Origin of the sequence: Idiomarina sp. 28-8, from assembly GCF_000320945.2 — a bacterium.
Taxonomy (GTDB): Bacteria; Pseudomonadota; Gammaproteobacteria; order Enterobacterales; family Alteromonadaceae; genus Idiomarina; species Idiomarina loihiensis.
Window position 1 is genome coordinate 165,618 of sequence record NZ_DF266792.1, and the last position, 21,326, is coordinate 186,943.

At 48.8% G+C, this 21,326-nt stretch carries 19 protein-coding genes and 1 other RNA gene; 14 read left to right on the top strand and 6 right to left on the bottom strand.

Annotation, left to right across the window (positions count from 1 at the left end; translation table 11 throughout):
* Positions 1-65: 65 nt before the first annotated feature.
* The 9 genes from RJ32_RS10995 to phoU all read left to right on the top strand — a co-directional run bounded on the left by RJ32_RS10995 (position 66) and on the right by phoU (position 10,942).
* On the top strand, positions 66-1,040 hold the full coding sequence (locus tag RJ32_RS10995; RefSeq protein WP_231378591.1) for a porin: 975 nt from the start codon (positions 66-68) through the stop codon (positions 1,038-1,040).
* Between the two features lie 88 nt (positions 1,041-1,128).
* Entirely contained in the window at positions 1,129-2,046 is a 918-nt protein-coding gene (locus tag RJ32_RS11000; RefSeq protein ID WP_011235340.1) for an AEC family transporter, read from the top strand.
* A 94-nt stretch (positions 2,047-2,140) separates the two neighbouring features.
* Positions 2,141-2,827, top strand: coding sequence for a phosphate regulon transcriptional regulator PhoB (gene phoB / locus RJ32_RS11005; protein ID WP_011235339.1), 687 nt, complete (start codon positions 2,141-2,143; stop codon positions 2,825-2,827).
* Positions 2,828-2,844: 17 nt separating this feature from the next.
* A complete protein-coding gene (phoR, locus tag RJ32_RS11010) occupies positions 2,845-4,140 on the top strand; it encodes a phosphate regulon sensor histidine kinase PhoR (RefSeq protein WP_011235338.1) in 1,296 nt (431 codons plus the stop codon).
* Positions 4,141-4,237: 97 nt separating this feature from the next.
* Positions 4,238-5,215, top strand: coding sequence for a PstS family phosphate ABC transporter substrate-binding protein (locus tag RJ32_RS11015; protein ID WP_011235337.1), 978 nt, complete (start codon positions 4,238-4,240; stop codon positions 5,213-5,215).
* Positions 5,216-5,377: 162 nt separating this feature from the next.
* Positions 5,378-7,642, top strand: coding sequence for an ABC transporter permease subunit (locus RJ32_RS11020; RefSeq protein ID WP_011235336.1), 2,265 nt, complete (start codon positions 5,378-5,380; stop codon positions 7,640-7,642).
* Positions 7,643-7,665: 23 nt separating this feature from the next.
* Positions 7,666-9,321, top strand: coding sequence for a phosphate ABC transporter permease PstA (pstA, locus tag RJ32_RS11025; RefSeq protein ID WP_034822277.1), 1,656 nt, complete (start codon positions 7,666-7,668; stop codon positions 9,319-9,321).
* Positions 9,322-9,393: 72 nt separating this feature from the next.
* Positions 9,394-10,212, top strand: a complete 819-nt coding sequence (gene pstB / locus RJ32_RS11030) for a phosphate ABC transporter ATP-binding protein PstB (RefSeq protein ID WP_034822279.1) — start codon at positions 9,394-9,396, stop codon at positions 10,210-10,212.
* Between the two features lie 10 nt (positions 10,213-10,222).
* On the top strand, positions 10,223-10,942 hold the full coding sequence (gene phoU, locus RJ32_RS11035; protein ID WP_034822281.1) for a phosphate signaling complex protein PhoU: 720 nt from the start codon (positions 10,223-10,225) through the stop codon (positions 10,940-10,942).
* Here the strand turns inward: phoU and serA are convergent.
* The 3 genes from serA to RJ32_RS11050 form a co-directional block, all read right to left on the bottom strand.
* The gene (serA, locus tag RJ32_RS11040) at positions 10,939-12,165 is read right to left on the bottom strand and encodes a phosphoglycerate dehydrogenase (protein ID WP_034822283.1); all 1,227 of its coding nucleotides are present in this window, start codon (positions 12,163-12,165) and stop codon (positions 10,939-10,941) included. The two genes, phoU and serA, sit on opposite strands and share 4 nt — an antisense overlap.
* Entirely contained in the window at positions 12,165-12,836 is a 672-nt protein-coding gene (rpiA, locus tag RJ32_RS11045) for a ribose-5-phosphate isomerase RpiA (RefSeq protein WP_034822285.1), read from the bottom strand. Before rpiA ends, serA begins: the two co-directional genes overlap by 1 nt.
* Before the next feature lie 74 nt (positions 12,837-12,910).
* Complete coding sequence (locus tag RJ32_RS11050; protein WP_034822288.1) at positions 12,911-13,498, bottom strand: 5-formyltetrahydrofolate cyclo-ligase; 588 nt, start codon at positions 13,496-13,498, stop codon at positions 12,911-12,913.
* 50 nt (positions 13,499-13,548) lie between these two features.
* On the opposite strand from RJ32_RS11050, the gene RJ32_RS11055 reads away from it, so the two are divergent.
* A complete protein-coding gene (locus RJ32_RS11055) occupies positions 13,549-15,120 on the top strand; it encodes an amidohydrolase family protein (protein ID WP_034822290.1) in 1,572 nt (523 codons plus the stop codon).
* Between the two features lie 3 nt (positions 15,121-15,123).
* On the opposite strand, the gene ssrS is transcribed toward RJ32_RS11055, so the two are convergent.
* Together ssrS and zapA are read right to left on the bottom strand one after the other, a co-directional pair.
* Positions 15,124-15,308, bottom strand: a non-coding RNA gene (gene ssrS / locus RJ32_RS11060) — 6S RNA.
* 35 nt (positions 15,309-15,343) lie between these two features.
* Entirely contained in the window at positions 15,344-15,655 is a 312-nt protein-coding gene (gene zapA, locus RJ32_RS11065) for a cell division protein ZapA (protein WP_011235328.1), read from the bottom strand.
* A gap of 133 nt (positions 15,656-15,788) precedes the next feature.
* Here zapA and RJ32_RS11070 point away from each other — a divergent pair, with 133 nt between their 5' ends.
* From RJ32_RS11070 to RJ32_RS11085, 4 genes are read left to right on the top strand one after another with little or no spacing between them, the layout of a single operon-like run.
* Positions 15,789-16,355 (top strand): UPF0149 family protein, encoded by a 567-nt coding sequence (locus RJ32_RS11070; RefSeq protein ID WP_011235327.1) that lies wholly within the window; start codon positions 15,789-15,791, stop codon positions 16,353-16,355.
* A 24-nt stretch (positions 16,356-16,379) separates the two neighbouring features.
* Positions 16,380-17,702, top strand: coding sequence for a Xaa-Pro aminopeptidase (gene pepP / locus RJ32_RS11075; RefSeq protein WP_034822292.1), 1,323 nt, complete (start codon positions 16,380-16,382; stop codon positions 17,700-17,702).
* Complete coding sequence (gene ubiH, locus RJ32_RS11080) at positions 17,684-18,850, top strand: 2-octaprenyl-6-methoxyphenyl hydroxylase (RefSeq protein ID WP_034822294.1); 1,167 nt, start codon at positions 17,684-17,686, stop codon at positions 18,848-18,850. The genes pepP and ubiH overlap by 19 nt, the downstream gene beginning before the upstream one ends.
* Entirely contained in the window at positions 18,847-20,025 is a 1,179-nt protein-coding gene (locus RJ32_RS11085; protein WP_034822296.1) for an FAD-dependent oxidoreductase, read from the top strand. The genes ubiH and RJ32_RS11085 overlap by 4 nt, the downstream gene beginning before the upstream one ends.
* Before the next feature lie 283 nt (positions 20,026-20,308).
* Here the strand turns inward: RJ32_RS11085 and RJ32_RS11090 are convergent, their stop codons facing one another.
* On the bottom strand, positions 20,309-21,151 hold the full coding sequence (locus RJ32_RS11090; protein WP_034822298.1) for a LysR family transcriptional regulator: 843 nt from the start codon (positions 21,149-21,151) through the stop codon (positions 20,309-20,311).
* Between the last annotated feature and the right edge of the window lie 175 nt (positions 21,152-21,326).

Below are 21,326 nucleotides of genomic sequence, written 5' to 3' on the forward strand. Positions count from 1 at the left end.
AATAATTTTTTCATTCATTATAATGTGCGCGAAATTTATACAGGTTTTGTTTTTTTGTGAGGATAATGATGACAAAGTACTCGGTTCCGTTAATGATTGCTGCCACTGCAGCCAGCTTTTCGGCTTTCGCTAATAATGATGACAGTTTAACGGTTTACGGCCGGGCAAATGTTTCGTTTCAAAGTAATGACTATGGTTTTGGTTCAGAAACTGAGGTGGTAAGTAATTCATCACGTTTCGGTTTTAAAGGTGCCAGCGAACTGGAGTCCGATTTAGAAGTCTTTTATCAAATAGAGTTTGGCGTTGATTTAGCCGACTCTGATGATGAAGAAGACGCCGTAACGAATCGAAACCAAGTTGTCGGCCTGCGCGGCAATTTTGGCGAAGTGATGATTGGCCGTTATGATACTTTTTTAAAGGATTCTCAAGGCTCGGTTGATGAGTTTAAAGACTTTGAAGCCGACTTGAAAAGTTTATTCAAGGGTGAAAACCGTCCAGACAACACCTTGACCTATTACTCACCTTCTTATAAAGGCTTTAGTTTCGGGGTTACTTATATAGCGTCAGAAAATGACAATGTTGACGACGGTCTTTCCTTTGGTCTGTTGTACGGTGACAGTAAGCTGAAGAAAACCAATTATTATGCTGCGTTAGCTTTTGATCGTGATGTGAATGGTTATGACGTAACCCAATTAACCGGCGCTACTAAGTTTGGCAAAACCCGAGTCGGTGTGGTTTTGCAGCAATTTGAAACTATTAATGGCTCAAATGATTCTGACGGTTACTTAATCAGCGCTGCTCATCCTTATGCAAACTGGGTTTTTAAAGCACAGTATCAGGCAATAGATGATGACACCGATAACGACGCTTCATTATCTGTCGGTGCCGATTACTTCTTCAGTGGCGATACTCGTGTTTATGCCTGGTACACGGGTCGTGAGTGCGACATCAGCTTGTACTCAACCAAGGGTTGCGGCGCAACGCCAGGTATTGAGCAGGACTTTGTTGCAGTCGGCATTCGCCACGACTTTTCCTGGTAAGCGTTTCCTCTGCAGAAAAACACAAAAGTAGCCTGACACTCTTTGTCAGGCTACACTATAGCGGTCACTCTCAACCTATCTGTACGCTATGATCAACCTCGCCGTATTGGGGCTCTATTTACTTATTGGTTTTATCCTCAAGCGTACCGGCAAGTGCCCGGAAAACAGCGCGCAAGTTCTTAATCTCTATGTTATTTACGCTGCCTTACCTGGCGTTATTTTCAGTAAAGTTCCGGCTCTGGAGTTTTCCACTGATCTGCTAATTCCGGTTGTTATTCCCTGGGTTCTCTTAGCCTTTAGTGCTGTTTTCATATGGTTGTTAGGGCGAGCTTTTAAATGGCCCCGGGAAGTGGTTGGCGCGTTACTTATCTGTGTGCCACTGGGCAATACTTCGTTCTTTGGCTTTCCGATGATAGAAGCCTTTTATGGCAGTGACGCTATTGTCTATGGCCTGTTATACGATCAGTTCGGTTCCTTTTTTGGTCTGGCAATTTACTCGACCATTGTTATCGCCCTGTATCGCGAGCAGGACAATAAACCCACAGTGGCCAGTGTTACCCGTCAAATTGTGACATTCCCGCCTTTTATCGCGCTCATTATTGCGTTGTTAACGAAATCTCTGGTTTATCCGGAAGTTTTTCAGCGGCTTATTGACTCGTTGGCGGTGACTTTAGTGCCGGTTATTATGATAGCCGTGGGTTTTCAGTTGAAATTTCGCCTGCCTAAGGGCAGTAAAACACCATTAACGATAGGTTTATTGACGAAACTGGTTCTAATGCCCCTGATTACCGTTGGCTTATTGTATGGTTTCGGTTTTGACAGCACCCTGGTTCAGGTGACTATTTTTGAAAGTGCTATGCCGCCTATGATCACAGCAGGAGCAGTGGCTATTATGGCTGGGCTGGCGCCGCGTTTGTCGGCGGCTATGGTCGGTTACGGTATCTTGTTTGCCTTTGTTTCCTTGCCCATTGTTTACCAATTATTGCAGTTGCTCTCTGCGCATTGATATAAGAAATTTGACAGAGATGTGTCTAGATTCATAAAAGTGTCATATTCTTTAGTAATAATTGAACCATCAGTTCATATTAGGGAAACAATGCATGTCACGTAGAATTCTAATTGTTGAAGATGAAGCGCCTATTCGTGAGATGTTGAGCTTTGTTATGGAACAACACGGTTATCAAGCTGTGGAAGCCAACGACTTTGACGCTGCTGTCGATAAAATTGCCGAACCCTATCCGGATATGGTGTTACTGGACTGGATGCTTCCGGGCGGCTCAGGTCTGCAGCTGGCTAAAAAAATTAAAGGCGATGATTTTACCCGTAATATTCCTATCATCATGCTCACCGCAAGAGGCGAAGAAGAAGATAAAGTTAAAGGCCTGGAAGTGGGTGCTGATGACTATATTACCAAACCTTTTTCCCCAAAAGAGCTTATGGCCCGCATGCGCGCCGTTTTTCGCCGCGTTGCGCCAACCGTGCTCGACGAACCGCTGGAAGTTGAAGGCTTAAAACTTGATCCGGTATCGCACCGTATTTCGGTCGATGACAAAGGCATTGATATGGGCCCGACAGAGTTCAAACTACTGCACTTTTTTATGACACACCCGGAGCGGGTATACAGTCGTGAACAGCTGCTGGACCACGTTTGGGGCACCAACGTGTATGTGGAAGACCGAACTGTTGATGTTCATATTCGCCGTTTGCGTAAAGCCCTGACCGAACATGGTTATGACCGTTTGATTCAAACGGTTCGGGGAGTTGGCTATCGTTTTTCAAGTCGCTAAGCGCAGGCTGATTTAGTATGGACAGGAACTACTCCAACTGGCAGTCACTGACCAGTCTTGCCTTATTCCTGCTGCCGTTTTTATTTATTGGCTGGCTGTTTGACCTGTTCTGGCCGGTAACGGCTCTGGCCCTATTAGGACTGGTTTGCTGGCACTATTACTACCAGCAAAAGCTTATTAAGTGGTTATGGCAAAGCCGTACCTTAATGCCGCCTTCCGCGCCGGGCAGTTGGTCGTATATTTACGACGGTATTTATCGCTCGCAGCGGCGCAGCCAAAAACGTCGTAAGGCTTTAGCGCGCTTATTACGCCGTTTTCGTGAAGCGGCTGAAGCTTTGCCTGACGCTGCTATTGTGTTCCGTGCTGACGGCGCGTTGTTGTGGAGTAACAAGCTGGCGCAGTTCTATTTTGGTTTGCGTTGGCCGGACGATGCCGGACAGCGGTTATCGAACCTGATTCGGCATCCTGAATTCTATGCCTACCTGAACGCCGGTAATTTTGACGAAGAACTGACGATTCCTTCACCCATTCGCGAAAGCCTGGACATTGAAATTCGCATTATGCCTTACAGCGAAGACCAGTTTCTTCTGGTTGCCCGTGACGTCACTCAGGTAAAACGCCTTGAGAACTTACGTCGTGAGTTTGTGGCTAACGTGTCTCATGAACTGAAAACGCCGCTGACAGTATTACAGGGTTATCTGGAAATGATGGATGAGCCGCAGCAGACGCCACCGGCTATGCTGAAAAAAGCGGTCGAGAACATGAATGCGCAAAGCACTCGTATGGCTAATCTGGTAGATCAGTTACTCACCCTGTCGCGCATGGAAACGCCAAGTAATGATGTCTTTGATCACGAAGTGGATATGCCAGCTTTGCTGGAACAGTTAGAGTCTGAAGCGAAGCGTTTAAATGAAGTGAAACAACATAAAATTGAGTTTGACGTTGCGCCCGTGCGAATTTACGGCAAGGAAAACCTGCTGCGCAGTGCGATGCAGAATTTAATAACCAATGCTATTAATTACACACCCGACGGCGGTGAAATAAAAGTCACCTGGAAAACCGTAGCCGGTGGTGTTGAGTTCAGTGTTAAAGATAACGGTAAAGGTATTGCTGCAGAACACTTGCCGCGCCTTACCGAACGTTTCTACCGGGTTGAGGATGATCGCAACAGTGCCAGTGGTGGCACCGGGTTGGGGCTGTCGATAGTGAAGCACGCAATAGAACATCACAACTCGCAACTAGACATTAATAGCTCGCTGGAAAAGGGCAGCCGTTTCTCATTTCGTATACCGAGCGGGCTATTAGTCAGTTAGTCATAAAATTTTCATATTGTCATAAAGTTGTCACATAACCGTCTTAAACTGACCACAATTCGAAAACAGTTCAATAACCCTTAGAGGTGAATACACTATGTTTCAATCAACTTTGAACAAAACATTAACCGGTTTGGTTGTTGCAGGTTCGCTGGCGTTTAGTTCGTTAGCTGCGGCAACTGACGATTTACCAGAATACGAAAAAGTCAGCGGTTTATCAGGCAATTTATCTTCAGTTGGTTCTGATACCTTAGCTAATATGGTGACCTTCTGGAGTGAAGAGTTTAAGCGCAACTATCCAAGTGTGAACATTCAGGTGCAGGCGGCAGGTTCTTCAACCGCGCCTCCAGCTTTAACCGAAGGTACCTCAAACTTTGGTCCTATGAGTCGCGCAATGAAATCAAAAGAAATTGAATCTTTTGAAAAGCGTCACGGTTACAAGCCGACTCCGGTTCGCGTTGCCATTGATGCATTGGCGGTATTCGTACACAAAGATAATCCAATTGAAGGTCTGACAATTCCTGAAGTTGATGCAATATTTTCATCAACTCGTAAATGTGGCCTGAACGAGCAAGTGAACCGCTGGGGCGACCTGGATATGGATGGTGAATGGAGCAACCGCGACTTACAGCTTTATGGCCGTAACTCGGTATCCGGCACTTACGGTTACTTTAAAGAAGTGGCGTTATGTGATGGCGACTTCCGTTCGAACGTGAATGAGCAGCCAGGTTCAGCGTCTGTTGTGCAGTCAGTCTCTACCTCAATTAATGCGATTGGTTATTCCGGTATTGGTTATGTAACGTCAGGCGTTAAAGCGGTACCTATCGCCAAAGCCGAAGGCCAGGAATTTATTGGCGCGACAGCTGAGAATGCGTTGGCAGGTCAGTATCCATTAGCGCGCTTCCTGTACATTTACGTGAACAAGCACCCGACTAAACCTTTGGGCAAAGCGGAAGGTGAATTCCTGCGCATGATTTTGTCAAAAACAGGTCAGGATATCGTCAATAAAGACGGTTATATCGGCTTACCAAAAGCGGTAGTTGAAGCTGAACTGAAGAAGCTTGGTTTAGATTAATTTAACCTTCTAAAGGAATAGCCGGTAGCTTGCTGCCGGCTTTTTTTATAACTATTACGGCATTATTAAGAAATTATGACAGCGGTGTAACAATACTGTCATATTATTCAACTAAACTGTCTGCAGACTTTTAGTAACGCGTATTCAAACTTGAGGTTTCTGATGGCATCACTGTCAGCTCAACAACTAGCCGCTAATCGGGGCCGATTATTTAAAGATCGTGCCGCACGCTATGGTGTCACCTTAGGTGGTATTATGGTTCTGGTAGCACTGTTGCTTATCTTTTTCTACCTACTCTATGTTGTCCAGCCAATTTTTCGCTCAGTTGACTTAACTGAGCAACAAAGCTTCTCTTTGCCAAACAGTGCCGGTGTTAATGCTGTGGGTATGGAAGAGCAGGCCGAAATTGGTTATCGCCTGATGGACACCGGCGAGTTTCAGTTTTTTGCTTTACAGGATAAAGCGGCTGCTGAGCGCAAAGCCGGTGATATTATTAGCTGGGAGCAGGTTGCCGATAGCGACAAAATTACCAGTTTTGCCAGTAGCCTTCCGGTAAACAAGCAATATGCCTACGGCTTAAATGACGGTTCCGCGGTTGTTCTGCAACCTAAATTCGGGGTCACTTTCGCGGAAACCCCGGAAACCGGTCTAACCGAGCGCACCATTACGCCACGCATTGAGACCCTGAATGATGGCGAACCACTGGTGGTTGATGAGAATGGCGAGGCGCTGGAAAAACTGGCTTACGATACCGATGGCGAAGCAATGCTGTTTGCGGCTGTTCAGGGCGGCAATAACTTATTGATTACTAAGTACGCCGCTGAAGAAAACTTCATGACCGGCGAGGTAACCTTAAAGCCCGTTTTTCATCGCGTCAGCCTCAACGGCAATATTGATGATTTGATTGTCACCCCGGATTTGCGTCAGGTTATGGCTCGTCGTGGTAACCGGGTACACGTCTTTGATGTGGACTTAGCCGGGAACGTAAAAGAGCGCGAACTGATCATTATTGATTCTCGCGAGCAAGGCAATGCAACGGGTATGTACTTGTTGGCCGGCGCCAGTTCGGTGCTCTTAACTCACGACTCCGGGCTTATTTCTCAGTGGTTCCAGGTATCGACCGACGAGGGGCGTGAATACCAGTACATCCGCTCTTTTGACGCAGGCTCTCCGGTTGAGAACATTGAAGTTGAATACTATCGCCGGACCTTTTACACGGTTTCTGAAAATGGCGATTTGGGTATTTTCCACACCACCTCTGAAGCCGATTTATACCGGGGCAAACCATTAGAAGACAAGCTACAGAATGTCATGGTAGATCCGCGGGCAAATTATCTGATTATGCAAAGCGGCGATCGCTTTAGTGTCTTCGATGTTGATAATGAGCACCCTGAGGTAACCTGGAGCGCTATGTGGCAGGAAGTCTGGTACGAAGGTTACCCGGAGCCTGACTACACCTGGCAGTCGACCTCCGGCTCCGATGACTTTGAATCTAAATTCAGTTTGGTGCCTATTTCTTTCGGTACTATAAAAGCTGCCGCCTACGCGATGCTGTTCGCAGTACCCATTGGTTTAGCGGCTGCGGTTTATACCGCCTATTTCATGTCGCCTTCGGTGCGTAAATACGTAAAACCGACGGTAGAAATCATGGAAGCTCTGCCTACCGTTATCCTTGGTTTCTTAGCGGGTCTTTGGCTTGCACCTGTCATAGAGAGGTACCTGCCCGGGCTGATAGCGGTGCTGTTGCTGGTGCCGGCAACCATCATACTAACGGCATTTTTATGGTCAAAGCTACCGCCGAATATTCGTAACACCGTAACTGACGGTCGCGCTGCATTGCTGCTTATTCCTGTGGTTCTGCTGGTTGGCTGGTTCTCGTTTGGTCTGAGTCCGTGGGTTGAGGAAGTCCTGTTTGACGGTAATGTGCGTGGCTATTTAACCAATGAACTAGGCATAACCTTTGACCAACGTAACTCGCTGGTTGTGGGTATCGCCATGGGCTTTGCGGTTATTCCAACCATCTTCTCTATTGCCGAAGATGCGGTATTCAGTGTGCCTAAGCATTTATCTAATGGCTCTCTGGCATTGGGTGCTACCCCATGGCAGACACTGACTAAAGTCATTTTGTTAACTGCAAGTCCGGGAATTTTCTCGGCGGTTATGATGGGTCTGGGGCGCGCTGTGGGCGAAACCATGATTGTTCTGATGGCTACCGGTAATACGCCAATTATGGACTGGAACATCTTCGAAGGTATGCGCACCTTATCTGCCAATATTGCGGTCGAGATGCCGGAATCTGAGGTTGGTAGCTCGCACTACCGAATCTTGTTCCTGGCAGCTTTTGTGCTGTTCATATTTACCTTCTTCTTTAACACCATTGCTGAATTTGTCCGTCAACGCTTGCGTGACAAATACAGCTCGATGTAATTCCGGAACAGAGGTTTATAGCAATGAATACATGGTTTAAATCCGGAAAGCCCTGGATCTGGTTAACCGCCGGTTCAGTTAGTATCAGTCTGATAGCCGTTATCGGGCTGGTGCTTATGATTGGCTGGCGCGGGCTGTCTTTTTTCTGGCCTTCAGCTATTCACGAAATGTCTATTGAACAGGCTGACGGTTCAACGCGTACGTTAATTGGCGAAATTTATGAAAGCGAGTCGGTGCCAACTTCACGAGTGAGTGACGCCGGCACTATCATGGACGGCTATGAAGAAGAGGAAGTGACTCGTTACCTAATGAAAATTGGTAATCGTGAGTATGTGCCTCTCGATTTTGCCTGGGTGTTAGGGCCTGCGATTCGTGCGGACGAAACGCCAATTGATCTGGCCGTTATTGAACGAACCAAAGACGGTAACTTTTATGGTTATCCAGTTGCGATTGAGCAGCAGGGGGAGCGAGTTGCGACACAAGGCAACTTGCGTGAAGAGCTGTTTCAACGCATGGAACGAGCGGTAGAGCTTAATGAAGAAGCCATGGCGCTGCAGGAAGGCGAAATAGGTGCGGTTAATTACAAACTAAACCAGCTCAATCTTGAGAGCCGCAGTCTTGAGCTTGAGGGGAACTTAACTCAGGAAGCCATGGACGACATTGAACGTCGTCGCGAAGAGCTGCATAACGAGTATCTTGAGTATGAAAAAGAGCTGTTTGCACTGCGCGATAAAGCGGGTCGTGATTCATTAATTATGCGCGACATGCGCGGTGAGGAAATTAAAGTACCGATGTATCAGGTGCTGGATGTGAACTTCCCTAACGACATGGGCTTTTTCTCAAAAGTAGGGCACTTTTTCCAGCAAATTGGTAAGTTTGTGTCAGAGCCACCTCGCGAAGCGAATACCGAAGGCGGGGTGTTCCCGGCAATTTTCGGTACCGTGTTCATGGTGCTGTTAATGTCGATTATTGTGACGCCCTTTGGTGTTATTGCGGCTGTTTACTTGCACGAGTACGCGGGTAAAAACGCCGTGACCAAGCTGATTCGTATAGCGGTTATCAACCTCGCGGGTGTGCCATCTATTGTTTATGGTGTGTTTGGTTTAGGTTTCTTTGTTTACATGGTGGGCGGTAGCCTCGACCAGGTATTCTATCCGGAAGCTTTACCCAGCCCGACATTTGGTACACCGGGCGTGCTTTGGTCTGCGGTAACCCTGGCTATTCTGACGCTACCGGTGGTGATTGTATCGACTGAAGAAGGTTTGTCCCGTATTCCACCGTCGTTGCGCGAAGGCAGTTTGTCTTTGGGCGCTACTAAGTGGGAAACCATTTGGCGCATTGTTCTGCCTATGGCGTCACCGGCTATTATGACCGGTTTGATTCTGGCCGTTGCCCGTGCCGCAGGTGAAGTTGCACCATTGATGCTGGTGGGTGTGGTTAAGTCGGCGCCTATGTTGCCGCTGGACGGAAACTTCCCGTACTTCCATCTGGACAGAAAATTTATGCATCTGGGCTTTCATATTTACGACGTAGGCTTCCAGAGCCCGAACGTCGAGGCTGCCCGGCCGCTGGTTTACGCTACGTCTTTCTTGCTGATAACCGTTATTGTCGGTTTGAACTTAACAGCCATTGGCGTACGTAACCACTTACGTGAAAAATACCGCTCACTTGAGCACTAACGTTGAACACGACAGTTGAACACGACAGTTGAACACGACAGTTTTGATGAATTAGCGAAAAGGTCTGAACTTATGATTTCGGTAAATCCGAGTACAAGCAACTTAGAAAAGCTGGACTTACACAACTTGCCAGCAGAACAGACTGCTTTAGATATTAAAAACCTGGATCTTTACTACGGTGAAGATCAGGCGTTGTATGACATTTCTATGCGCATTCCGAATAACCGCGTAACCGCGTTTATCGGGCCATCGGGTTGTGGTAAGTCAACGCTTCTGCGCTGCATTAACCGCATGAACGACTTGGTTGAAATTTGTCGTATTGAAGGTCAGATTGATATGCACGGCCACAATATTTACGACAAGAACGTTGATGTAGCAGCGCTGCGTCGTCGTGTTGGTATGGTGTTTCAGCGCCCGAACCCGTTTCCTAAGTCTATTTATGAGAATGTGGTTTATGGTCTACGCTTACAGGGTGTAAAAGACAAACGTGTGCTGGACGAAGCGGTAGAAACGTCACTGCGCGGCGCAGCCCTATGGGACGAAGTAAAAGACCGTCTAAACGCCAGTGCGTTCAGTTTGTCGGGTGGTCAGCAGCAACGTCTGGTTATTGCGCGTTCTATTGCCATTGAGCCGGAAATTCTGTTGCTGGACGAACCTACGTCAGCCTTGGATCCTATTTCGACTTTGACCATTGAAGAACTGATCACCGATTTGAAAGACAAATATACCGTGGTAATTGTTACGCATAACATGCAGCAGGCCGCGCGCGTTTCAGACCAGACAGCGTTTTTGTATATGGGTAAACTGATTGAGTACGCCGATACTGATACTCTGTTTACGACCCCGTCTGAGAAGCAAACAGAAGATTATATTACCGGTCGTTACGGTTAAGGAGAGTGTCATGGATAAGATGAATATGAACAAGCACATTTCCGGCAAGTTCAACGAGGAACTTGAGGCTGTGCGTAACCGTGTATTGAGCATGGGTGGCCTGGTTGAGAAGCAATTACAGGATTCACTTTTAGCAATTCAAAAAGGCGACGCCGAGCTGGCCGAAAAAGTGCTGAGCAGTGACCACAAAGTCAATAAGCTGGAAGTGCAGATTGACGAAGAGTGTGTGCATATTATTGCTAAGCGTCAGCCGGCTGCCAGTGACCTGCGTCTGGTTATTGCTATTATTAAAACCATTGCTGATTTAGAGCGTATTGGTGATGAGGCCGAGCGCATTGCTAAGGTCGCAAAAGAAAGCTTTAACAACGACCAGCAACAGCTGTTGGTGAGTCTGGAAAACCTTGGGCAGCAAGTATTAAGCATGTTGCATAAAGTTCTGGATGCTTTCGCGCGCATGGATCTTGAATCGGCTTACGACGTGCATCAGCAGGACGAACAGGCTGATCGTCAATATGAAGCGCTGACACGTCAGCTTATGACGTACATGATGGAAGACTCTCGTTCTATTCCAAAAATCATGAATGTTCTGTGGTCTGCACGTTCTTTAGAGCGTATTGGCGACCGTTGTCAGAACATTGCCGAGTACATTATCTTCTTTGTGAAAGGCAAAGACGTGCGCCATGTCTCACCTGAGAGCATGGAACGCACGGTTATGGGTAAAAAAGACTAGAATAAGCGCCGGGCGCGAATCGTGCCCGGAATGTCTTTCAGTTGCTGTAATACATCGGCACCGTTATCGCTGTCGATATCCATCACCACGTAGCCAACGTTCTCATCCGTTTGTAAGTACTGACCTACCACGTTAATTTCGTTGTCACTAATAATGCGGTTAATGGCGTTTAGCATACCCGGCTGGTTTTTATGAATATGCAGCAGGCGCTGCGCCGTTGCGTGTGTCGGCAGGCTAACTTCAGGGAAGTTCACCGCAGACAGGGTTGAGCCGTTATCGGAATAACGCACCAGTTTTCCTGCCACTTCAACGCCAATGTTTTCCTGAGCTTCTAAGGTTGAGCCGCCAATGTGGGGTGTTAACAGGCAGTTTTTCAGGCCGCGCAACGGTGAAAGAAACTCATCGCTGTTACCTTTGGGTTCAACCGGGAAGACATCAATAGCCGCGCCGGCCAGGTGTCGTGACGACAAGGCTTCGGCAAGGGCGTCGATGTCTACAACCGTTCCGCGCGAAGCGTTAATCAGCAGGCTGCCGGGCTTCATCCGCTCCATTTGGCGGCGGCCTATCATCCACTGAGTTTGCTCATTTTCGGGCACGTGCAAAGTGATGATATCGGATTGTGCCAACAAGTCATCTAACGTGGCTACCGACTGAGCATTGCCCATAGGCAGTTTGTCTTCAATATCGAAGTAACGAATGTGCATGCCCAATTGTTCGGCTAAAACACTCAACTGACTACCAATATGACCATAGCCGACAATGCCCAGTATTTTCCCGCGTGCCTCAAAAGACTGTTTAGCTGATTTTAGCCAGCCACCTTCGTGGGCCACGGCATTTTTTTCAGGAATGCCGCGTAACAACATAATAATTTCGGCTAAAACCAGCTCAGCAACACTGCGGGTATTTGAAAATGGTGCGTTGAAAACAATAACACCGTGCTTTTTCGCTGCTTCTAAATCAACCTGGTTGGTGCCAATACAGAAACAACCCACGGCAATGAGCTTTTCGGCAGCGGCAAATACACGGTCGTTCAGTTGGCTGCGCGAGCGTATACCCAGAATATGGGCGTCTTTAATTTTTTCGCATAGCTCGTCTTCGCTCAGCGAAGTCTGCAGTATTTCCAGATTATGGTAGCCATGATGCCGAAACAGCTGAATGGCGCTTTCATGAACGCCTTCCAGCAGTAAAACTTTGATTTTGTCTTTTGCCAGGGATATCTGCATTAGTCACTTACCTTCAGGGTTTGGACTCCGTCTTCACGAGCAATTAAAGCGATATTAGCGCCGCGCTGGGCAAACAGCCCGTTAGTGACCACGCCGACAATATTATTCAGCTCAGCTTCAAGCTTCATTGGCTCCATAATATCGAAGTTATGCACATCGAGGATCCAGTTGCCGTTGTCGGTGGTAAAACCCTGACGCCAGACCGGGTCGCCGCCCAATTTCACAATTTCACGGGCCACGTACGAACGCGCCATAGGAATAACTTCAACCGGCACCGGGAATTGCCCCAGGCGGCCAACCATTTTGCTTTCATCTGCAACGCAAACAAACTTTTTCGCTACTGCGGCAATAATTTTCTCGCGGGTTAATGCGCCACCGCCGCCTTTAATCATTTGACCGTGCTCAGTAATTTCGTCAGCACCGTCGACGTAAACGGGCACATCCACAACAGAGTTAAGCTCAAACACTTCAATGCCGTGCGATTTCAGACGCTCGGTTGAGGCTTCAGAACTGGATACTGCGCCTTCTATGTCATGCTTTCGTTCGGCCAGAGCATCAATAAAAAAGTTTACCGTTGAGCCCGTTCCGACTCCGACCACAGTGCCGTCTTCAATGTATTGCATAGCAGCTTCTGCTGCCGCTTTTTTGAGTGCATCAGCGTTGCCTGACATGAGCGTTTTTCTCCGTTTGATCTTCTATACGCGAGTATAAGGAATTTGTTGGTTTTTATCGACGTTTCTTTACTTCAGAAACGCCAGTGCTTTGCCGGTGTTATCACTTCCGGTAATGGAATGTCCCAGCTCTCGACGGGAATGCTTTCAAGCTGTTGTTCGTTATAGCTTAACCCTATGGGTGATAAGTTGGGTTGATAACCGCTATGCCATTGAGCCAAAGTGCGATCATAATAGCCGCCGCCCATACCCAGCCGGTTACCGTTTTGATCGAATCCGACAAGAGGCATAAGCAGTATCTGAATGTCCGATAGCGGCACCACATTCTGTACGTTTAATTCGGGTTCCTGAATACCGTACTTGTTGAGCGTCATTGGGGTATCAGGAGTATAGCGTAAAAACAGCAAATGACCTTTAGCAAACGGGTGAAGTACCGGCAAAACGGTGTTAAAACCCAGTTGCCATAGCTTTTCAATAACCGGAGCGGTTGGCAGTTCACCGTCAAAACTCTTATATACGGCCACTGTGGTTTGCTCTGGTTGCAGATGACTTAAACGAAGCTGCAGTTTATTGGCAACCTCGCGCGCTGCTGCCTGTTGTTGTTCGGCAGGTAAATTGCGGCGAATCTGCTGTAACTTGCGTCTAAGGTTCTGTCGGGTCATGCTAGAGTCTGCTTTTAGAAAAACGCTGAAGAATATCCTGAGGATAACCGATGAAAACAATAAAAACGATAGCTTTAGCCATGGTCGCCATGGCCTTTACGGTTGCAGCCTATGCTGTGCAAGCGCCACCTAAAGCCCCGGAACGTGACCGCGGCGAAGGCCCTTACGAACGCCTTATTTTACGTGGCGGAACCTTGGTTAACGGAGAAGGCGCGCCGCCCTTTGGGCCGGTAGACATCGTTATTGAGAATGACCGCATTGTCGATATTGTCAGTGTGGGCAACCCCGGCGTGCCAATTAAGCCGGAAGGGCGGCCTGAAGCGGGCGCTAACGACAAAGAACTGGATGTGAGCGGACAATATATTTTACCGGGCTTTGTCGATATGCACGCCCATATCGGCGGTTCCGCAAAAGGTATTCCTGCAGAATATGTGTTGAAGTTGTGGTTGGCGCACGGTATTACCACCATTCGCGAACCGGGCAGCTTTAACGGTCTGGACTGGGTGCAGTGGCATGAAGAGCGTGCTGCGGACAACCGTATTACGTCACCCCGAATTATTCCTTATGTTGGCTTTGGGCAAGGCCGGGATAAACCTATTTACAACGGTGAACAGGCGCGCGAGTGGGTTCGCTATATTAAAGACGAGGGAGCAAAAGGCATTAAGTTTTTCGGTGCCTCGCGTAAGGTGATGGAAGCGGCGCTGGACGAAGCCAACGAGCAGGGCTTAGGCACTATGATGCACCACGCGCAACTGAATGTGATGTCTATGAACGCATTAGATTCCGCGCGCCTGGGCTTATCCTCAATGGAGCATTGGTATGGCTTGCCGGAGGCTTTGTTTGAAGAGCAACGCGTGCAGGACTACCCGGCAGATTATAATTACAACAACGAGCAAAACCGTTTTGAAGAAGCAGGGCGTTTGTGGAAGCAGGCGGCAGAGCCGGGCTCAGAAAAATGGAATTCGGTGCGTGACGAGCTCATTGAACTGGATTTTACCATCAACCCCACCTTAACCATTTACGAAGCCTCGCGTGACTTAATGCGTGAGCGTCAGGCCATTTGGCACGACGAATATACTCTGCCACGGTTATGGGACTTTTTTGAACCCAGCCGCTATGCGCATGGTTCGTACTGGTTTGACTGGACCACCGATAACGAAATTGCCTGGAAAAAGAATTACCAGAAGTGGATGGCCTTCTTAAAAGATTACCACGCCAACGGCGGTCGCATCACGGTGGGTTCTGACGCCGGGTATATCTACAAAATTTACGGCTTTGGTTATATTCGCGAGCTGGAGTTATTGCGTGAAGCTGGCCTGAACGCTCTGGAAGTGATTCATGCCGCTAGCCTGGCTGGTGCCCAAGCACTGAATATGGAAGACGACATTGGCTCTGTGGCTATTGGTAAAAAAGCCGATATGGTCATTGTGAATGAAAACCCGATGGATAACTTTAAAGTGTTGTATGGCACCGGGCATTTCAAACTAGATGATAATAACCAGCCCATGCGTACTGAGGGCATTCAGTACACCATTAAAGACGGCATTATTTTCGATGCTCAGCAACTGTTGCAGGACGTTAAAGCCATTGTTGCTGAGGAAAAGGCGGATCGCGAAAAATAAGGGTGGCTTCCCAAGGTGCCGCTGCTGGCTGTAGCCCTTGAACCCATTGGTTCAAGGCGGGGAGCAAATGGTATCTGCCGTAGGCTTCCCGGTTCAAGCCGGGCTTGCTCATGGCAGGCCAGTGATCCCCTTTTAATACAAGCATCGGCTCAGGGACATAAGCCTGCTGGCAAACACCCCAGGAAACCGCAAAAGGGTTTACATTGTTGCTTTAGGTTAACCGTTAACGATTACGTTGTGAGCGTTGCTCACTCATAGCCTGTTCAATGGTTGCCTGAAGCAACTGAATTTTCTCTTCCAGTTTAGCAGTTTTTGCAGACTGTTCATTTTGATCCTGAATCCATTCATGACACAAATTCAGGGCTGTCATTACTGCTATCTGTTCCACATTGGTCAGTTGGGTCCGTTCTTTGGTTTCTTCAAGCCTTTCATTAAGCGCATCCGCCGCTTGCTGTAACGCACTCTCCTGCCCAATGGGGCAAGCGACCTTGTAATTACGTTCCAGCAATTTTATATCCATGGTTTTTGCGGTCATTCAAAGACTCCTTGCAACTGACTCAACAGCGTTGATAACGGCATTATGGCATGAGCTACCGGTGTTTGTCAGCTAGCGATTACGTAAAGCCAGTGTTAGGATTAGGGCAAGATTAACCAAAGGCAGAATGTGAATGTCGACTCGTTTTAATTATGACCGTTTAGTTGAGCTTTACGCACAATACGATATGACGCCAAGTGCGTCGGAAGTGCAGGGCATGTTAACCGGGCTAATAGCCACCGGTAGTGACGCCAAAAGCAATGAATTAATGATATTAATGTCAGACCTGGCATACGACGGCCAGGGCCTGCCCGTCGAGCTGGAGAACTTGCTGCAACAGCAGGCAGAAGAAATTGAGCACTCGCTGGGCGACGAAGATTTAGGCTACCGCTTGTTGTTACCTGAAGACACCACGCCGTTGTCTGACCGCTTAAGCGCGCTGGCTGGCTGGGTTAACGCCTTTTTAGTGGGCTATGGTGTGAATCAGGAAAATATGACCAACTTAAGTGGTGACTTGAAAGAAGCCATTGAAGACATGGTCGAGCTGGCAAAAATAGAATTTACTGACGACGGTGATGAGGAAGAAGAACGAGCCTACACCGAAATTGTCGAGTATCTGCGTATTTCAGCCATGATGTGTTACACCGAGTTAGGCCGAAAAGAACAGCCGGCGAACCAGCCGCCTAAAACTTTACATTAATTACTGACGGAGTTGAGGTCGTTGATGAAAGACGTTATTCCGCAGGACGAATTTAACCAGCGCCGGCAGCAGTTATTGCAATTGTTGCCGCCAAACTCACTGGCACTGGTTGCAGCCAGCAGTGAAGTTACCCGTAGCAACGATACCGAGTTTCCGTTCCGGCAAAACAGCGACTTTTTCTATTTAACCGGTTTTAACGAACCGGACGCTGTATTGCTGCTGATCAACGACAGCAACCCACGCAGTGTTTTATTCTGTCAGGACAAAGACCCAAAGCACGAAGTCTGGCATGGCTTGCGTCTGGGTTATGAAAATGCCGTTGAAGCCTTAGCTGTCGACAGCGCAGAAGACCTAGATACCTTGCCCGAGCGCTTACCCGAATTGTTGCAGGGCATTGAATCGGTTTTTTACCCCATGGGTGAAGATTCAATATTGGTCGAGTTAGTCAGCGAAGCTCGTGATGAAGTGAGTGTTAAAGCCAGACGAAGCGGTAAGCTGGCGCCTCAAAGCTTGTCTGATTTACGGCCTAATCTGGACGCCATGCGTTTAATTAAGTCAGCCGCAGAAATAGCGGTAATGAAAGAAGCGGCACGTATTAGCACGCAGGCGTTTCGTCGCATTATGCGTTTTGTCGAAGACGGAAAGCACGAATATCAGGTAGCAGCGGAGTTGCATCATGAGTTTGCTATGAACGGCGCTTTGCATCCGGCCTATGGCATTATTAGCGGCGGCGGTGCAAATGCCTGCATTTTGCATTACACCGACAACCGCGACGTTCTGCATGACGGCGATTTACTGTTAGTGGATGCCGGTGCGGAATATCAGGGCTATGCTGCGGATATTACCCGCACCTTCCCGGTGAATGGCAAGTTTAATGAGCCACAGAGCATACTTTACAATTTAGTGCTGAAAGCCCAGCAGGCCGCCTTTGCTGAAATAAAACCCGGCAGTAACCTGGTTAATGCGAGCGAAGCCGCAGCGCGGGTCATTAGCGACGGTCTGACGGAGCTTGGTATTTTAACCGGTGACGCTGAAGAGAACTTCAAAGAGCAGCGCTGGAAAACCTATTTTATTCACGGATTAGGTCACTGGCTGGGTCTGGACGTTCACGATGTGGGTCGTTATCGCAACAGTGAAGGCGAGCCGGTTTCCTTTAAGCCGGGCATGGTGCTGACGGTAGAGCCGGGCATTTATATTCCGGAAGACGCCGAAGTTGATGAAAAGTGGCGTGGCATTGGCATTCGTATAGAAGACGACATAGTGGTAACAGCCGATGGCTTTGACAATATGACTGCGGACGTACCGAAAACCATTGAAGAGATTGAAGAATGGATGAAAAGCCAGTAATTCAGGCTGATGTGGTTATAGCCGGAGGCAGCTTAGTGGGTGCCTTAACCGGCTTAATGCTGGCGCAGCAGCGGCCGGACTGGCGTATTGTGGTGTGTGAACCTCGCGAAGAAGGCCCGCCCGCCGACAAACGCATTATTGCGCTGGCAGCTGCCTCAGCAAAGCGGTTACAAAGCCTTGGCGCGCTCGATGGCATTGACAGTACCCCAATAAAACACATCCATATTTCTGATCGTGGTTTTGCCGGCGCTGCCGAATTACACGCTGAAAACGAAAAAGTTGAGGCGCTGGGGCGCGTGGTTTCGGCTTCAGAGCTGGTCAATAACCTGTACCTGAGTTGCCAGAAACAGCCTAATTTGAACTGGTTGTCCGGTGTGCGGCTGGAGTCGCTGAAACAGCAGCTGGATCAGGTTGAACTCACTCTGGATAACGCGCAGAAATTACAGACTAAGTTGCTGATTGGCGCCGACGGCCAGAACTCGTTAGTGCGCGAGCAGCTTGAGTTAAAATCTGATACCTACGACTACGGTCAGTTTGGCTGCATTGCCACCTTAGATATGAAACAACCCTTAGATGGCTGGGCTTTTGAGCGTTTTACCGAAGCCGGGCCCATTGCTTTGTTGCCCATGCAGAATTCGCAGGCCTCACTGGTGTGGAGCTTTACTGAAAAACAACGTGAAGCGGCCGAACAATGGTCAGATACCGAATTTCTACATCGTTGTCAGCAGGCCTTTGGCTACCGCGCGGGCTTATTTACCGGGGTATCGAAGCGGGTGTTTTATCCGCTTATTTTACGCCGGGCTAAACGCTCAACCCATCACCGCAGTGTTATTATTGGTAACGCCTCGCATGCCTTACACCCCATTGCCGGGCAGGGGTTTAATCTGGGTTTGCGGGATACCGAAGTGTTGTGTGAGGTACTGGCCACAACCGATGACCCCGGTAATTTCCGCGTTTTACAAGGCTACGAGCAGAACCGCGAACGCGACTATCAGGCCATTATTAAGCTGACCGACGGCCTTGTGCGTGGTTTCTCCAACCATTATTTACCCACCGTTGTGGGCCGCAACAGTGCGCTGATGTTACTGCAGCATTGTTCGCCGCTGAAATCCGCCTTTGCACGCTTAACCATGGGGATGCAGCCATGACCATGAAACGCAAAAAGTTAGATGTTGTGATTGTCGGCGGCGGTATGATTGGTCTGAGCCTGGCGATACGTCTGGCTCAACAGAACCGGCGAGTGATGGTGCTGGAAAGACATTCGCAGCCTGAGCTTTCTGAAGAGCTGGCTTTACGGGTGAGTGCGTTGAATGATCGCAGTCGCAGCGTATTAAAAGACTGTGGTGCCTGGCCTTTAGTGGAGGAACACCGAAGCGGCCCCTATCAGAGCATGCAAGTGTGGGACAAAGACAGCCCGGCGCATATTGAGTTTTCAGCAAAGGAAATTAACGCCGCAGATCTAGGCGCTATAGTTGAAAACAACGTTGTTGAGCACTTTTTGTGGCAACGCGCGGAGCAGGCCGGTGTGGAGATATTACAGACGCAGCAGTGGACAATGGTTCACGGCGGCGATGAGTCTCATCCTGCGGAAATAGAAGTTGGTGAGTGGTTACTGTCAGCTGATCTTATAATTGGTGCCGACGGTGGTCGCTCGAAAGTGCGTCAGTATGCTGAATTACCAATCTCCTTCTGGGACTACGGACAGCAAGGCATTGTGGCGAACATTCGCACGGAGCAACCGCATGATGGCGTGGCTCGTCAGGTATTTTTACCTACCGGGCCGCTGGCGCTTTTGCCAACGCCTGACTCCCATACGGTTTCCATTGTCTGGTCTGCCGATGAAGCTCTCGCCAGAAACTTGCTTAATGAGCCCGCTGAGCGCTTTGCTAAACAGGTGGAAACAGAGTCAGGGCGGGTATTAGGCGGTTGCGAGTGTGTTTCTGATATAAAAGCCTTCCCGCTTAGAATGCAGTACGCTCGCCAATGGTATCAGCATCGTATTGTTTTGGCTGGCGACGCGGCTCACACCATTCATCCGCTGGCCGGGCAGGGCGCAAACTTAGGTTTTGGTGACGTGAAAGCCTTAACCGAGAAACTTGAGGGTGTGGATTTATCCTCGCTGGCGCAATTGCACCGCTCGCTGAGTACGTATCAGCGCGAGCGCAAAGCCGACACTCAGTTAATGATAGCCGCAATGGAAACGTTCAAACGCGGTTTCGGCACAGCAAACCCAGTAGTAAAAGGCCTACGAGCCCTGGCTTTCGCACTGCCAAACAAACTCACCTTTTTAAAACGCAAGCTAGCCGAAGTGGCTCTGGGCTAGGTGGCGGTGGTTGCTACATACTGGTCTGGGAGCCGCCCGTGAACCCATCCCTGGGGGGCTTGGGCAGCGCCATCCATGGCGCTGCACACTCCCTGACCAGTACGTACCAACCATAGGCGCCACCTATTCCGTAGCTCAGCTCTCGTAGCCTGACGTTCACGTCAGGTGAGATATCGAACCCACCACCATCGCTTTATTATTCAAACTGCTCATCTGATCATTTAAACATCCCACCTGATGCAATAGCATCAGGCTACCCGACATCCGACCGGGCATGTAATGTTCAAATCCTCGCTTTCAGATAATCCGCCAGTTGCGAAGCTGCACTTGAAGCGCCGCCAGCCAGGCGCATAATCACGTTGACGGAGCCTGGGGCTGGTAATTTCTTTCCATTAGCAAGTGCATCTATTACCGAAACACTATCCGGTACCGTGCTACGGGCCAGTACAGTTATCCCCAAACTGCTGTGCAGGGCGGCGGTAAGCCCTGAGAAGTCGGTGTTGGTGTAGGTAATTCTGTAGGGTTGGTGTATCCGTTGCAGACTCTGTTCGGCACGGCGGCGGTAAATGCACCCTTCCGGAGCCACAACCAAAGGCAAGCTGGCTTGCTCAACTAATGCGGGGGAGCCCACCCAAACCAGCTCTTCGCGCTGGATCAAAACATCGCTTTTATTGGTTTGTTCGCGCAGTGCCAGAATAATATCGAACTGTTGCCCTAGTCCGGACAGTAAGTCTTTACTCAACGCTGAAGTCACCTGCAGCGTAACCTGTGGGTAAACCTGAGCAAACTGACCCAATACTTTGGGCAACAGGCTGGACGCGAATTCACTGGTAATACCCAGCCGGACTTTACCGCTAACCTGTTGCGGTTCGAACTGCGCCCAGGCCTGGTCATTTAGCGCCAACATTCGCTGGGCGTAGTCAAACAGCACGTCACCGTCGGCGGTAAGGGCAAAGCCACTGCCCTGGCGGGTTAGCAGTTCAACGCCCAGTTGCTGCTCAAGCTTTTTAAGCTGCAGACTAATAGCTGGCTGAGAACGCCCCATGCGTTCGCCGGCAAGTGTCATACTGCCCAGCTCAATCACTGCACTAAAACTGCGTAAGGCTTCTAAGGATAAATGTTTCATTGGTTCGCTTTATAAAGTCATTACTGGGTATTTGAAAAATTAATACCATTATAAGCATTATTGATTTTAAGTTTAAACGAATCACGCCTATAATTTGCGCCCATACACACGCATATAAAGTGAACAGAAAAGGAACACGGTATGGGTAGCAGAACGCCACTGTACGAAGCACACG

Excerpts from the sequence above, each read along its gene's own strand:
- RJ32_RS10995 (WP_231378591.1), top strand. The coding sequence starts at position 66 with ATGATGACAAAGTACTCGGTTCCGTTAATGATTGCTGCCACTGCAGCC.
- RJ32_RS11000 (WP_011235340.1), top strand. The coding sequence starts at position 1,129 with ATGATCAACCTCGCCGTATTGGGGCTCTATTTACTTATTGGTTTTATC.
- phoB (WP_011235339.1), top strand. The coding sequence starts at position 2,141 with ATGTCACGTAGAATTCTAATTGTTGAAGATGAAGCGCCTATTCGTGAG.
- phoR (WP_011235338.1), top strand. The coding sequence starts at position 2,845 with ATGGACAGGAACTACTCCAACTGGCAGTCACTGACCAGTCTTGCCTTA.
- RJ32_RS11015 (WP_011235337.1), top strand. The coding sequence starts at position 4,238 with ATGTTTCAATCAACTTTGAACAAAACATTAACCGGTTTGGTTGTTGCA.
- RJ32_RS11020 (WP_011235336.1), top strand. The coding sequence starts at position 5,378 with ATGGCATCACTGTCAGCTCAACAACTAGCCGCTAATCGGGGCCGATTA.
- pstA (WP_034822277.1), top strand. The coding sequence starts at position 7,666 with ATGAATACATGGTTTAAATCCGGAAAGCCCTGGATCTGGTTAACCGCC.
- pstB (WP_034822279.1), top strand. The coding sequence starts at position 9,394 with ATGATTTCGGTAAATCCGAGTACAAGCAACTTAGAAAAGCTGGACTTA.
- phoU (WP_034822281.1), top strand. The coding sequence starts at position 10,223 with ATGGATAAGATGAATATGAACAAGCACATTTCCGGCAAGTTCAACGAG.
- serA (WP_034822283.1), bottom strand. The coding sequence starts at position 12,165 with ATGCAGATATCCCTGGCAAAAGACAAAATCAAAGTTTTACTGCTGGAA.
- rpiA (WP_034822285.1), bottom strand. The coding sequence starts at position 12,836 with ATGTCAGGCAACGCTGATGCACTCAAAAAAGCGGCAGCAGAAGCTGCT.
- RJ32_RS11050 (WP_034822288.1), bottom strand. The coding sequence starts at position 13,498 with ATGACCCGACAGAACCTTAGACGCAAGTTACAGCAGATTCGCCGCAAT.
- RJ32_RS11055 (WP_034822290.1), top strand. The coding sequence starts at position 13,549 with ATGAAAACAATAAAAACGATAGCTTTAGCCATGGTCGCCATGGCCTTT.
- zapA (WP_011235328.1), bottom strand. The coding sequence starts at position 15,655 with ATGACCGCAAAAACCATGGATATAAAATTGCTGGAACGTAATTACAAG.
- RJ32_RS11070 (WP_011235327.1), top strand. The coding sequence starts at position 15,789 with ATGTCGACTCGTTTTAATTATGACCGTTTAGTTGAGCTTTACGCACAA.
- pepP (WP_034822292.1), top strand. The coding sequence starts at position 16,380 with ATGAAAGACGTTATTCCGCAGGACGAATTTAACCAGCGCCGGCAGCAG.
- ubiH (WP_034822294.1), top strand. The coding sequence starts at position 17,684 with ATGGATGAAAAGCCAGTAATTCAGGCTGATGTGGTTATAGCCGGAGGC.
- RJ32_RS11085 (WP_034822296.1), top strand. The coding sequence starts at position 18,847 with ATGACCATGAAACGCAAAAAGTTAGATGTTGTGATTGTCGGCGGCGGT.
- RJ32_RS11090 (WP_034822298.1), bottom strand. The coding sequence starts at position 21,151 with ATGAAACATTTATCCTTAGAAGCCTTACGCAGTTTTAGTGCAGTGATT.